Source organism: Deinococcus sp. Leaf326, from assembly GCF_001424185.1.
In the GTDB taxonomy this organism is placed as follows: Bacteria; Deinococcota; Deinococci; order Deinococcales; family Deinococcaceae; genus Deinococcus.
Genome location: NZ_LMOM01000065.1, coordinates 144,128 through 157,033, shown reverse-complemented (window position 1 = coordinate 157,033; position 12,906 = coordinate 144,128). Strand labels below are relative to the sequence as shown.

General features: G+C 70.4%; 12 protein-coding genes and 1 pseudogene. 12 read left to right on the top strand and 1 reads right to left on the bottom strand.

Translation table 11 applies throughout. The features are described 5' to 3' along the window. Nucleotides 1-67: 67 nt before the first annotated feature. The 10 genes and pseudogenes from ASF71_RS17670 to ASF71_RS17630 all read left to right on the top strand — a co-directional run bounded on the left by ASF71_RS17670 (nucleotide 68) and on the right by ASF71_RS17630 (nucleotide 8,856). The gene (locus tag ASF71_RS17670; protein WP_056302500.1) at nucleotides 68-523 is read left to right on the top strand and encodes a GNAT family N-acetyltransferase; all 456 of its coding nucleotides are present in this window, start codon (nucleotides 68-70) and stop codon (nucleotides 521-523) included. 79 nt (nucleotides 524-602) lie between these two features. Next, nucleotides 603-1,130, top strand: coding sequence for an N-acetyltransferase (locus tag ASF71_RS17665; protein WP_056302499.1), 528 nt, complete (start codon nucleotides 603-605; stop codon nucleotides 1,128-1,130). Nucleotides 1,131-1,183: 53 nt separating this feature from the next. Beyond that, complete coding sequence (locus ASF71_RS17660) at nucleotides 1,184-2,875, top strand: hypothetical protein (protein WP_056302498.1); 1,692 nt, start codon at nucleotides 1,184-1,186, stop codon at nucleotides 2,873-2,875. A 93-nt stretch (nucleotides 2,876-2,968) separates the two neighbouring features. Continuing rightward, nucleotides 2,969-4,153, top strand: coding sequence for a glutamine-hydrolyzing carbamoyl-phosphate synthase small subunit (gene carA, locus ASF71_RS17655; protein ID WP_056302497.1), 1,185 nt, complete (start codon nucleotides 2,969-2,971; stop codon nucleotides 4,151-4,153). A 39-nt stretch (nucleotides 4,154-4,192) separates the two neighbouring features. Further along, the gene (locus tag ASF71_RS17650) at nucleotides 4,193-4,807 is read left to right on the top strand and encodes a hypothetical protein (RefSeq protein WP_056302496.1); all 615 of its coding nucleotides are present in this window, start codon (nucleotides 4,193-4,195) and stop codon (nucleotides 4,805-4,807) included. A 154-nt stretch (nucleotides 4,808-4,961) separates the two neighbouring features. Next, nucleotides 4,962-5,578 (top strand): annotated as a pseudogene (gene ung / locus ASF71_RS17645) (uracil-DNA glycosylase); the annotation flags it as partial. Nucleotides 5,579-5,589: 11 nt separating this feature from the next. Beyond that, nucleotides 5,590-5,823 carry a hypothetical protein gene (locus ASF71_RS25915; RefSeq protein WP_369815026.1) on the top strand — a complete coding sequence of 78 codons (234 nt, stop codon included), beginning with the start codon at nucleotides 5,590-5,592 and terminating at the stop codon, nucleotides 5,821-5,823. Continuing rightward, nucleotides 5,823-6,866: a DNA topoisomerase IB gene (locus tag ASF71_RS17640; protein ID WP_056302495.1), complete on the top strand. Its 1,044-nt coding sequence runs from the start codon at nucleotides 5,823-5,825 to the stop codon at nucleotides 6,864-6,866. The genes ASF71_RS25915 and ASF71_RS17640 overlap by 1 nt, the downstream gene beginning before the upstream one ends. A 222-nt stretch (nucleotides 6,867-7,088) precedes the next feature. Beyond that, nucleotides 7,089-7,460: a P-II family nitrogen regulator gene (locus ASF71_RS17635; RefSeq protein ID WP_056302494.1), complete on the top strand. Its 372-nt coding sequence runs from the start codon at nucleotides 7,089-7,091 to the stop codon at nucleotides 7,458-7,460. Between the two features lie 61 nt (nucleotides 7,461-7,521). Continuing rightward, nucleotides 7,522-8,856 (top strand): ammonium transporter, encoded by a 1,335-nt coding sequence (locus ASF71_RS17630; RefSeq protein WP_056302493.1) that lies wholly within the window; start codon nucleotides 7,522-7,524, stop codon nucleotides 8,854-8,856. Between the two features lie 88 nt (nucleotides 8,857-8,944). Here ASF71_RS17630 and glp read toward each other — a convergent pair whose 3' ends face one another. Continuing rightward, the gene (glp, locus tag ASF71_RS17625; RefSeq protein ID WP_056303007.1) at nucleotides 8,945-10,153 is read right to left on the bottom strand and encodes a gephyrin-like molybdotransferase Glp; all 1,209 of its coding nucleotides are present in this window, start codon (nucleotides 10,151-10,153) and stop codon (nucleotides 8,945-8,947) included. A gap of 107 nt (nucleotides 10,154-10,260) precedes the next feature. Here glp and ASF71_RS17620 point away from each other — a divergent pair, with 107 nt between their 5' ends. Together ASF71_RS17620 and ASF71_RS17615 are read left to right on the top strand one after the other, a co-directional pair. Continuing rightward, nucleotides 10,261-10,737 carry a peptidylprolyl isomerase gene (locus tag ASF71_RS17620; protein ID WP_056302492.1) on the top strand — a complete coding sequence of 159 codons (477 nt, stop codon included), beginning with the start codon at nucleotides 10,261-10,263 and terminating at the stop codon, nucleotides 10,735-10,737. 108 nt (nucleotides 10,738-10,845) lie between these two features. Then, on the top strand, nucleotides 10,846-12,876 hold the full coding sequence (locus ASF71_RS17615) for a PQQ-binding-like beta-propeller repeat protein (RefSeq protein ID WP_056302491.1): 2,031 nt from the start codon (nucleotides 10,846-10,848) through the stop codon (nucleotides 12,874-12,876). Nucleotides 12,877-12,906: the final 30 nt, after the last annotated feature.

The window sequence follows — 12,906 nt, the reverse complement described above, 5'->3', positions numbered from 1 at the left end:
TCTCCGGCCACACCCAAACCCGCCGCGCCAGAGAGATCCGGCACGACCTTTTCAGGAGGCTCCGAGCATGACCGACGCCAATGTCAGCATTCGACTTGCCAACGACACCGACCGCGATACCGTCATCCGCGTCTTTCACGACGCCGGCCTGGACACGGACGCCGCCCTGGCCCAGGGCACGACCTACTGGGTCATGGAACGGGGAGGCCAGGCCATCGGGGCCATCGGGCTGGAACACGGGGACGGTGCCTCGCTGCTGCGCGGGGCGGCTGTGGTGCCGCAGGCCCGGCAGGGCGGCCTGGGCCGGCGACTGGTCATGAGCGCCATCAACTACGCGCAGGGCCGGGGCGACCGGGCCATCTACATGTTTTCCAAGGGGGGCGACTGGGGGTCCTTCGGGTTTACGCAGGTGCCTCTGGCCGTCGTGATGGGGGATATCCCCGACGCACCGCAGATTCAGGCCTACCGCGCCAAGGGCGAGCGCCCCGGCGGCACCACCTGGATGCGGCAACTGGGGGCCTGACCGGACACGGGTCCCGCGGGCGGCGGGTAGCAGGGCAATTCTGTGACCGCCTGACCTCCCTAGCCCGGCAGGGTCGCCCATGACCCTGTCTCTCGATTCCATCGCCGTGCCGGACCTGCACCCGCAGGCGCCGCTCTCTACCCGCAAAGCTCGCCTCAGCGACATTGAAGCCATCCACGAGCTCATCGGCTACTGGGCGGCGCGCGGACTGATGCTCGTGCGGTCGCGTGCCCTGCTGGCCGAGACCATCCGCGACTTCCACCTCGTGCTGGCCGAGCCACATGAGGACAAGCCGGGCGGACTGGCGGGCGTGTGCGGCCTGCATATGCTGGCCCCCGACCTGGCCGAGGTGCGTGGGCTGGCCATCCACCCCAACATGCAGGGGCGCGGCCTGGGGCGCGACCTCGTGGCCGCCTGTGAGCGCGAGGCCCGTGATATCGCGCTGCCGGGGCTGTTCGCCTGGACCTATCAGCAGGGTTTTTTCGAGAAGTGCGGCTTCACGCGCATCGACAAGACCAACCTGCATCCCAAGGTCTGGAGCGAGTGCCAGCGCTGCGCCTTCTTCGAGAACTGCAACGAGATCGCCATGTTCCGGGCGCTGGAATGAGGTGCGCTCAGATGTGCCCCAGGAGGGCCCGGCCCGCCGTTAGGATGAGGAAGATGAACTCACTTGCCTCCCTTCCGGTGATCACCCTGACGCTCGGCCTCGCGGGGCTGGCGGGCGCACAGACGGCGCAGCCTCTCGCGGCCTCGTTGCCCGCGGGCGCCCTCCTGACCCTGGAGACGCGGAACGCCGAACCCGCCCTGGAACGCCTGACCGGTCTGCTCTCGGGCGCGGTCGTGGCGGCGGGCGACCTGTCCGGCGACGAGGAAGAGGAAGGCAGCGCCGAGTCGTCGGTGGGCGCGGTGCAGGCCGTCCTGGGCGACCTGCTAGGCCGCGAGGGTGTGGCGGGTGTTTTTGCGGTCCAGGGGGCGCGCGGCACCTTCTCGCCCGAACTGCTCGCGGTGGCGCGGGCGGGCGACCTGTCCGGCGAGCTGCTGGGGGGTGGCCTGCCGGACAAGCCCGGCGCGCGGGTGGGCAACTACGCCTTCTCGCGGGTGGGCAAGGTCTTCGCGGGGCAGGCGGGCGAACTGGTGTACGTCTCGACTGACAAGACGCTGCTCATGAGTTACCTGGGCCGCCTGAGCGGCAAGGCGGCGCCTACCCTCGCGGCCTCGGTGCCCTACGCGGCGGCCACGCGCGCGGCCGGCCCGCAGGAGCTGAGCCTGTACGCCAACTTCAGCGCGGTCGCCAAGGTGGTGCGCTCGCAGCTGGCGCGCACCGGCCTGCCCCGGCTGCTCTCGCCGGTCGTGGACGCCCTGGACACCCTGGGGCAGTACGCGGGCGGCCTGACCACCACCGAAGAAGGGATGACCACCGCCTCGGCGCAGGTCGTCAACCCGGCGGGCAAGGACGCCCCGCTGCGCCGCATCCTGGGGGCCACCACCGACTTCGCCGTGCAGGACATCATTCCGGCCGACGCCGAGTCGGTGCAGGCCAGCGCCTGCGCGCCCGAATCGCAGGCCTACCTGGGCCGCTGGCTGACCCGCCTGGACCTCTTCGAGCCGTTCGGGTTCCTGACCGACAGCCAGCTGGCCAGCCACCTGGAGCGCTCGGGCACCTACCTGGGCGGCGAGTGCGCGCGTGTCTCGCTGGCCGGCGGCACCCTAGCGGGACTAGACATCAGCGACCCGGCGGTGAGCCTGCGCTACGCCGTGACCTACCAGCGCGTCACTGACCAAGCGGCGGCCGAGGCCCACATGCCCGAGTACGCCCGCAGCGTGAACGAGGCGGTCGAGGGGCTGCGCGGCAACTTCAAGACCCTGCTCGGCTCGTCGCTGGGCGCGCTGTCGGGCCTGGGGATGAGCGGCGGCGGTCTGTCGGCCGCAGAGCTGGCCGCGCTCACCCGCGAAAGTGCGGGGACCAGCCTGGACGATCTCGACGCCCTGCTCGGCAAGCTCAAGCTGGTGTACGGCTTCCGGGACGGCTACCTCATCACGGCGTTCAGTCCCGAGGCGCTGGCGGCGGCGATGGACCCGGCCACCCCGGCGCTGGGCCAGAGCGAGGCCTTTGGGGCCGCTGGCCTGACCTTGACCGGCAGCGGCGGCTGGAGCTACCAGCCCAACCTGCCCGAAATCAGCGGCGAGGCGCTGGCGAGCGCGCTGCCCGAGGACGACGAGACGAGCGAGATGATGGCGCCCTTTACGGACGTCGTGGCCGATTTGGTGAATAGATATGACGGCATGACCTCACAGCGCAGCGTGCAGGGGAATGTCATCATCGGCAAGGCCAACGTGCGCTACCGCTGGTAACCCTGCCCGGAGTATTCAGGGGGAGCCAGGAGCAGGCACGCGGGCCGAGCCATGAAACGCGTCCGGAGAGGCGCGAATGGGGAGGAAGCAGACATGATCAGAAAAGAACGGGCCATCCTGGCTCTGGAAGACGGCACGGTGTACCGCGGCTACGCCTTTGGCTACCGCGGCGAGACGGTGGGCGAGGTGGTGTTCAACACTTCCATGACCGGGTATCAGGAGATCATGACCGATCCCTCGTACAACGGGCAGATCGTGACCATCACCTACCCGCACGTGGGTAACTACGGTGTGGCGATCTACGACATGGAGAGCAACAAGCCCTACGTGCGCGGGTTCATCTCGCGCGAGTTCTCGGGCGAGTACAGCAACCACCGCGCCCAGCAGTCGCTCGAAGCCTTCATGCAGCAGTACGGCGTCGTGTCCATCCAGGGCATCGACACCCGCGCCCTGGTGCGCCGGCTGCGCGAGGGCGGCGTGGTCAAGGGCGTCATCGCCCACCGCTCGTACACCCATCCCGAAGACGCCTACGGCGAGTTCACTCCCGCCGAGGAACAGGTCTACGTGCAGCGCGCCCGCGACCACCAGGACATTGACGGGCACGACATGACCAAGGAAGTCACCACGCCGCTGCCCTACGCCTTTCCCACGCTGCGGCAGGGCAAGCGCGTCGTGCTGATGGATTTCGGGATCAAGCACACCATCATCGAGCGTCTGGCCGAGGTAGGGATCGAGCCCATCGTGGTGCCGGCCCACACCACCCCGGCGCAGATCATGGCGCTGCAACCGCACGGCCTGTTCCTCTCGAACGGTCCCGGTGACCCCGCTCCGCTGGAGTACGCCCACAAGACCGCGTGGGAGATGATGGGCCTGCTGCCGACCTTCGGCATCTGCCTGGGCCACCAGATTCTGGGCCTCGCGGCAGGCGGCAAGACCTTCAAGATGAAGTTCGGGCACCGGGGCGGTAACCAGCCGGTCAAGAACCTGCTGACCGGCAATGTCGAGATCACGGCCCAGAACCACGGCTACGCAGTGGACATCGACTCGATTCCCAACGGGGCCTTCGTGGCCACGCACGTCAACCTCAACGACGGCACGCTGGAGGGTATGGCCCACAGCCGCTACCCGGTGTTCAGCGTGCAGTACCACCCCGAGGCCAGCCCCGGCCCACACGACAGCCGCTACCTCTTCGACCGCTTCATCGAGGAGATCGACGCTTTCGACGGCGGCGACGGTTCGCCCATCGTCAAGGCGAGCGCGGGGCGACTCGGCGTCTGACCGCCCTGCTCCTCACAAACCTTTTCTAGAGTGTTCGGTGTGGCTGTCGACGGCGCACCGAACTTCCTTTTCCCTGTCCACCGGCCGGCCGCCCACGGGGGCGCCTGGCGGCGGCTGACCCTGGGGGCCGCGCTCGCCCTGCTGCCTTCCGGGCTGCTGCCGGGCGGGGCCGCCCCGGCTCCGGCCCCGGGGGCATCTTCACCGTCGGTGCGCTTCGTCATCACGCAGACGCTGGTCCGGCCCGCCGCGCAGGAGGGGGGCGCGGACCGCTACCTCCCCTCGCCGGCCTCGGTGGTACCCGGCGACCTGCTGCGCGAGGAGGTCGCCGTGACCAACGTCGGCGCGGCGGTGCTGCGGGGCGTGCTCGTTGCGGTGCCGGTGCCGGGGGGCACGGCTTACGTAGGCCGCGCGACCCCGGCGGCGTCCGGCTGGACCCTTCAGTTTTCGGAGGATCGGGGCCGGACCTACGCGGCGCGTCCGGCCCATACGGTCAGCACGGTGGACAACGGCCGGACGGTCCAGCGCAAGGTCGCGGCGCCGCCCGAGACCTACACCCACGTGCGCTGGACTGTTGCGGCCCTGCGCCCCGGCGAAACCCTGAAGTTCAGTTTCCGGGTGCGAGTCCGGGCCGCCGGGGCGCAGGGCGCGGGCTGATCCCGGCCGGCGCCGCAGCCCCTGGATGAAGAAAAGGCCGGAGCCGCCCCCAGGAGCCAGAACCTATCCTGCGCGGGAAGGACCGCCCACATGACCCCGCCGGGGGCGGGTGCCCGGCGCGGCGCTCTCCTCCGGCTCCAGCCCCGGAGGCCCCATGAGTGACCAGCCCGACCTGTTCGGCCACAACGACCCCGCCCCGTCCTCACCCGACGCGTCCAGACCCGTGATTCCAGCCGGGCTGCCGGCTTCGTGGCGTGACGCGCTGGCCGATGAATTCGCCGCGCCGTATTTCCATGCCCTCAAGGATTTCCTGGTCGAGGAACGCCGCACCCATACCGTCTATCCTCCGGCCGCCGACGTCTTCAATGCCCTGCGCTTCACGCCGCTGGAAAACGTCAAGGTCTTCATCCTCGGCCAGGACCCCTACCACGGCGCCGGGCAGGCGCACGGCCTGTCCTTCAGTGTGCGGCCCGGCGTGCGCGTACCCCCCAGCCTCCAGAACATCTACAAGGAGTTGCAGACGGACCAGCCTGGGTTCACGCCGCCCCGCCACGGCTACCTGCGGGCCTGGGCCGAGCAGGGCGTGCTGCTGCTCAACGCGGTGCTGACCGTGCGGGCGGGCGAGGCGAACAGCCACGCGGGCAAGGGCTGGGAGCCGTTCACGGACGCGGTGATCCGGGCGGTGAACGCCAAGCCCGAGCGGGTGGTCTTCGTGTTGTGGGGGGCCTATGCGCGCAAGAAGGCCAAGTTGATCACCGGCAAGCAGCACGTNGATCCGGGCGGTGAACGCCAAGCCCGAGCGGGTGGTCTTCGTGTTGTGGGGGGCCTATGCGCGCAAGAAGGCCAAGTTGATCACCGGCAAGCAGCACGTGATCGTCGAGTCGGCGCACCCGTCGCCCCTGAGCATGGCGCGGTTTATGGGGAGCCGGCCATTCTCGAAGGTAAATGCGGCGCTTGAAGAGGCGGGGGAGACGCCCATCAACTGGCAGCTGCCCCTCAAGGTCGACACCGAGTAATGCCGGGCCGCACCGATCTGCTCGCCGAGGACTACCTGCGCCGCGAGGGCCACGATCCCAAAAAGTTCCGTTACTTTCACCCCGACGGCACGCCGTACCGCGACAAGGCCGGGATTGCGCGCATCGCCGCGCTGGCGGTGCCGCCCGCCTACGAGGACGTGTACGTGGCCCCGGACCCGGACGCCGAGGTGCAGGCCTTTGGGCGCGACGCCGCCGGGCGGCTGCAGTACCGCTACCACCCCGACTTCGTGGAGGCGGGCGCGCTGAAGAAGTGGCAGCGCCTGAGCCGCTTCGCCGGGGCGCTGCCCACCCTGCGGACCGTAACCGGCAGCGACCTGCGCCTCAGCGGCCTGCCCCCGCGCAAGGTGCTGGCCCTGATGACCCGGCTGCTGCATGTCGCGCGCTTCCGGGTGGGCAGCGATATCTATGCCCGGCAGCACCAGACCTACGGCCTGAGCACCCTGCGCCAGCGTCACGTGAAGGTCGAGGGCACCACGGTCGTCTTCGACTTCAAGGGCAAGCACGGCGTCTTGCAGCACAAGGCGGCGCGGGGGCGCACCCTGAGCAGCAATATCTCGCGCCTGCTCGAATTGCCCGGCCCCTGGCTGTTCCAGACGGTCGGCCCAGAGGGCGAGCGCCGCCGTATCCACGCCGCAGAACTCAACGCCTACCTGCGCGAGGTCATCGGCCCCTTCACCGCCAAGGATTTCCGGACCTGGGGCGGCACGCTGCTCGCCGCCGAGTACCTGGCCGAGGAAGGCGTGCGGGACACCGAGCGCGCGGCGCGGCAGGTGCTGGTGGACTGCGTGAAGTATATCGCGGCTGACCTGGGCAATACGCCGGCCGTCACGCGCGGCAGCTACATCTGCCCGGTCATCTTCGACCGCTACCTGGCGGGCAAGGTCCTTGACGACTACGAGCCGCGCACGGCCAGGCAGGAGGCCGAGCTCGAGGGCCTGACCCGCAGCGAGGCCGCCCTGAGTCGACTGCTCGCCAGCGAGAAGACGCTGAGGGGCCGGCGGCGTGGGGCGGCGACTGCCTGACTTTCCCTCAGCCTGGCCTGCGGCCCCCTTCTGGACTGGAGGGGGCCGCATCTTGCGCTCAAAGATGGAAACAGGAGGCGGCTTCAGGACAGTCTTTTGTGGGTTGTCGAACTGGAAATGAGCATTTGACTAGGTTTTTTTAGACAGAGTGCCAAGAAAGCCTTATGCTGGCCGTATGCAGGGATGCGACTCTTGCAAATTGGACGGTAAAAAGGAGACGCCATGAAATTGATCACGGCGATCGTCAGACCCGAACGGGTCCAGCAGGTCAAGGAGGCGCTGTTCCAGGCCGGCATCAGCGGCCTGACCCTTTCGCGGGTCAGCGGGCACGGCGGCGAGCAGGAGATCGTGGAGCACTACCGCGGCACACGCGTGATGGTCGAGTTCCATGACAAGGTGGAATTCCGCATGGCGGTCAGCGAACCGTTTGTGGACATCGCCATCGAGGCGATCTGCAAGGGCGCGCGCACCGGCGAGGTGGGCGACGGCAAGATCTTCGTGCAGCCCATGGAGCGTGTCGTGCGCATCCGCACCGGCGAGGAAGACAACTCGGCCCTGACCCCCGTCAACGAAACCCGGCTGACTCCCGTCTGAGGACGGCCCCTGTACGGCTAAAACCGGCAGTACGAGACAGGCAAGACAGGAGGAAGTGACCATGCGCAGACTCGACCGCACCACCGCCCTCGCGGCCGCGCCCCTGCTGGGACTGGCGCTCGGCGGCGCCGCCCTGGCCCAGGGCACGGCGACCCCGCCCCCCACCCTCGACAGCGGCGACACCGCCTGGATGCTCGTCTCGGCGGCCCTGGTGCTGCTGATGACGCCGGGGCTGGCCTTCTTCTACGGCGGCCTGACCCGCGCCCAGAGCGTCCTGAACACCATGATGATGAGCGTCGTGTCCATCGGGCTCGTCGGTGTGCTGTGGATGCTCGCGGGCTACTCCATCGCCTTCGGGCCGGGCGGCAACGCCTTTATCGGCGGCCTGTCCAACCTGGGCCTGGAGGGGTTGCAGGGCCAGGTCACCGGGACCATTCCCAGCTACGTCTTCGCGGCCTTCCAAGCGATGTTCGCCATCATCGCGCTGGCGCTCATCTCGGGAGCGGTCATCGAGCGGATGCGCTTCGGGGCGTTCGTGCTGTTCGGCGCCCTCTGGAGCCTGCTGATCTACTCGCCCCTGGCCCACTGGGTCTGGAGCAGCGACGGCTGGCTGTTCAAGGACGGCGCGCTGGACTTCGCGGGCGGCACCGTCATCCATATCTCGGCCGGCATCTCGGCGCTCGTCGCCGCCTTCGTGCTGGGGCCGCGCATCGGCTACCCGCGCAACGCCCACATTCCGCACAACGTGCCGCTTGTGCTGCTGGGCGCGGGCCTGCTGTGGTTCGGCTGGATGGGCTTCAATGCTGGGTCGGCCGCCGCCGCCAACCAGACCGCCGGCCTCGCCTTCATCACCACCCTGATCGCCCCCGCCGCCGCGATGCTCACCTGGCTCGCCTGGGAATCCTCGCGCGCCGGCAAGCCGACCGCTGTGGGCGCCGCCACCGGGCTGGTCGTGGGTCTGGTCGCCATCACCCCGGCCTGCGCCTTCGTCAGCCCCTGGGCCGCCGTGATCGTCGGGGCCGCCGGAGCCACCGCGAGCTACTGGGCTGTGCAGCTCAAGCACCGCCTGCGCGCCGACGACAGCCTCGACGTGTTCGCCTGCCACGGCGTCGCCGGGATCGTGGGCGCCCTGCTGACCGGCGCGCTGGCCTTCACGACCGGCAGCGGCAAGCCCTGGGGCGAGCAGATGCTCACGCAGATCATCAGCGTGGTCGCCAGCGTCGTCTGGGCGGGCGTCGGTTCCTTCGTCCTGCTCAAGCTCGTGGGCGTGATCATGCCGCTGCGGGTGCCGGCCAGCCAGGAAGTCGCGGGCATTGACCAGAGCGCCCACAGCGAGCAGGGCTACAGCGAGAACGAGACTGGCCTGGGCGCTCCCGTCTTTCTCGGCGGCGACTGAGCACCCCCTAGCACCACCTGCGATACCAGAACCTCCACGTTGCCCCGCCACCGACCGCATCCCCGGTGGCGGGGTTTTCCATGCCGGTCTACAGCAGGATTACGTCCACCTCGTCCCCCACTTCCACCTGCTGGCCCTCGGGGACGATGACGAGGGCGCCCGCGTCGCTCAGGGACCGCAGCACGCCGCTGCCCTGTCGGCCGTAGTCGCTGACCTGTCCGCCCGTGATGTTCGCGCGCCAGAAGGCGGTCTTATCATTCAGGGTCCGGAAGGGAGTCGCGGCGCGCAGGCGCAGGGTCTGCACCGGCTGGCCGGTCAGCGCCGGGCGCACGATCACGTGAAAGACCACGAGGCTGCTCACCGGGTTGCCGGGTAGCCCGAACACCGGTAGGCCCTTCCAGCCGCCGAGGAGTGCGGGACCGCCGGGGCGCATCCGCACCTTCCAGAACGACACCCGGCCGTGGTCGATCAGGAGGTCGCGCATGAAGTCGTATTTGCCCATGCTCACGCCTCCGCTGCTCAGGAGCACGTCGGCGCCGCCCGCCCGCGCGATGGCGTCCTCCAGCGCCTCGGGGCGGTCGGGGGCGTGACCCAGCGGCACCACCTCGCAGCCCGCCTCACGCAGCATGGCGCCCAGGCCCACGCTGTTGCTGTCGTAAACCTGCCCCGGCTGCAGCGGGGTGCCGGGGGCGACCACCTCGTCACCGGTCGAGAGCAGGGCCACGCGCAGCCGCCGCCGCACCATGACCTCGGCGTGACCCAGCGCAGTCGCCAGCGCCAGCCGGGGCGAGGTGAGGGGCAGCCCCGCGCGCATGACCACCTCGCCCGCGCGGAAATCGCCGCCCTCGGGGCGCACGTCGCCGGGACTGGCGGCGCGCAGCAGCTCCACAGCGTCCGTCCCCTGGTCGCGGAGTTGCTCGACCGGGCAGATCGCGTCGGTGCCGCGCGCCATCGGGGCGCCCGTGTAGATCCGCACGCACTCGCCCGGTCCCACCTCGCCGGTGAACGGCTCGCCCGCCCGGCTCTCGCCCACGACCTTCAGGAGCACGGGGGCCGCCTGGCCCGCGCTCCGCGTGTCGGCCTCGCGGCAGGCGACGCCGTCCAGCGCGCTTTCGGTGGCCGAGGGATGGCTGACCCGTGCTGCGAGGTCCTGCGCGAGAACCCGGCCTAGGGCCTGCGAGACCCCGACTGTCTCCGTACCGGGGTCGGGCAGCAGCGCCGCGAGCATGGCGCGCGCCTCCTCGACACTGACATGCTTGGGGAACGCGGGCGGAACGGGGGAAGCAGGCAGGGGCATGAGGGCCAGCATAAAGGCGCCGGTCCCTGCGGCACAGAAGGGGCTTGATAGACTTGGGCGTACAGCGCCGCTGGCCCCGACCGGGCCGGGGCGAGGAGGAACCACCTATGAACATCACCCAGGACAAAGTCGTCGAACTCGAATACAAGCTCACGGTAGACGGCGAGGTCATCGACCAGAGCGAACCCGGCGAGCCGTTGGTGTACCTCCAGGGCCACAACAACATCATTCCGGGCCTGGAGCGCGCGCTCGACGGCAAGCAGACCGGCGACAGCATGCAGGTCGTTGTGCAGCCCGAGGATGGGTACGGCGTGCGTGATGAGGACGCTATCGAGGACCTCGAACGCTCGGACTTCGAGGACGACATCGAGGTCGGCGCGACCTACTACGCCCAGGCCGAGGATGGCAGCGTGCTGCCCTTCACCGTGCTTGCCATCGACGGCGACACCGTGCAGGTGGACTTCAACCCCCCGCTGGCCGGGCAGGTCCTGAACTTCGACGTGACGGTCCTGAACGTGCGCGACGCGACCGCCGAGGAACTCGAGCACGGTCACGCCCACATGGAAGGGATGGACGAGCACTAAACCCCACGGACAGGGTGGGAAGCGAGGGGCCGGTTCCTGGTCTCCGCTTCCCACCCGCCTTTGTCATCAGAGCCGGGGAACACCGCGCCGTACTACACTGCAGGAGAGATGCCGCTGGAAACCGGGACGCTGCTGGCCGGCCGCTACGACCTGCGCGCCCTGCTGGGCGAGGGGGGAAGCGCGCAGGTGTTCCGCGCCGGCGACGCCCTGCTGGACCGCGAGGTGGCGGTCAAGGTCATGCACGCCCACGTGCCCGAGTCCGACCGCCGCCGTTTTCTGCGCGAGGTCCGCACGCTGGCGCGCCTGACCCACCCCGGCGTAGTGTCGGTGCTCGACTTGGGCGAGGAGCCGGAGGGTGGGCGGCCTTTTTTCACCATGCCGCTGCTCACCGGCGGCCCGATCACGGCGCTGGGGCCGCTGGAGGACGCGCCGGGACCGCTGGCGCGCTTTCTCACGGCGGCGGCTTTCGCGTCGCGGGCGCTGCATTTCGTGCACGCCCAGGGCATCGTGCACCGCGACCTCACGCCCGGCAACGTGCTACTCGACGGCGCGGGACTGCCGCGCATCATGGACTTCGGCCTGGTGGCCCTCTCGGAGCACACCCGGCACCTCACGCGCAGCGGGGTCACGCTGGGGACGCCGGCCTACATGGCCCCCGAGCAGGCCAAGGGCACCGGCGTGGACGCCCGCAGCGACCTGTACGCGCTGGGAGCGGTGCTGTACCGCGTGGCGTGCGGCAGTCCGCCGTTCGTGGGTGACAGCGACCAGAGCGTGCTGTACCAGCATGTCTACGAGGCCGCGCCCGACCCGCGCGAACTCAATCCGGCCATTCCCGACGCGGTGGCGCAGGTGCTGCTGGCCCTGTTGGCCAAGCGGCCCGAGCGCCGGCCTGACAGCGGCGAGGTGCTCGCGCACCTGTGGGCGCTGGCGCGGCGCGACGTGTGGACCGCCCACGCGCGCGGGCAGTACCGGGGCGGGCGCGTGCGCAGCGGCGAACACCCCGACGGTCCGGCCCGCGCGTCCCGGTTGCAGGAGGCCTGGAGCGTGCCGCTGCCCGGCGAGGTGACGTGGCCGGCGGCGGTGGTGGGCGAGGGGGACCTCGTGGCTGTGGGCACGCGCGGCGGGCAACTCGTCTTGACCCATACCTCGGGCCGGCCCTACGCAACCTTCGCGGCGCGTGACGAGGTGACGGCCCCAGCGACCTTCCTGGGGGGGCACGTCCTGTACGGTGCCTGGGACGGCACCCTGCGCCGCGCCGAACTGCAGAGCGGCCAGGAGGTCTGGCGTCACCAGGCCCGCGCCGAGTTCACGGGCGCGCCGACCGTCTGGGCCGACCGGGTGCTGGCTGCCAGCCGCGACGGCCACCTGCACGCCCTGAACCTGCGCACCGGCGAGCTGGCCTGGGCCTACCGTACCGGGGGGCCGCTGGCTGCCAGCCCGGTCATCTGGGCAGGGGCCGCGCTGCTGTGTGACGAGGACGGCTGGTTGCACGCCATTGACGCCCGCAGCGGCGGCCCGCTGTGGAAAGTCGAGGTGGGCACGGTCCACGCGACCCCGGCCCTGTTGCCCACCGGCCCGGCCGAGGCCACACTCGTCATCGCCACCTGGCCGGGCGAAGTTCACGCCCTGCGTCTGAGTGCGGCGTCGGGGCGCGCGGCGCTCAGGGCCGACGAACCCATCCTGTGGACCTACGACCTGGAAGACGAGGTCTGGGCCTCGCCTGCCATCGCCCGTTCGGCAGTGGCGGCGCCTCTGCTGGCCACTGCGGCGCCTGCCGAGGTGGCGCGTGGTCCGGCCGGGGGGCATGGGGTGGTCGTGGTGGCCGGGTGGGGGGGGGTGGTGCGGGCCCTGCGGCTCTCGGACGGCGAGGACCTGTGGGCGCACGCGCTGGAGGGCCGGGTCACGGCCAGCCCGGTCATCAGCGGCGGGCTGGTGTACATCGCCTCCGAGCTGGGCGAACTGGCGGTGCTCGACCTCGCCACGGGCGCGGTGCGCTGGACCCGGCGCGAGCGCACCGGCGTGCAGGCCACGCCTCTGGCGGCCGGGGGCGCGCTGTACGTGGCCTTCATGGACGGCACCCTGCGCGCCTACCGCGACGCCACCCCGGCCTGGACGGCGGGCGGCGTGCGCGAGGACTGAGCCTCGCCGCGGCGGCCCGGCGGAGGGTCC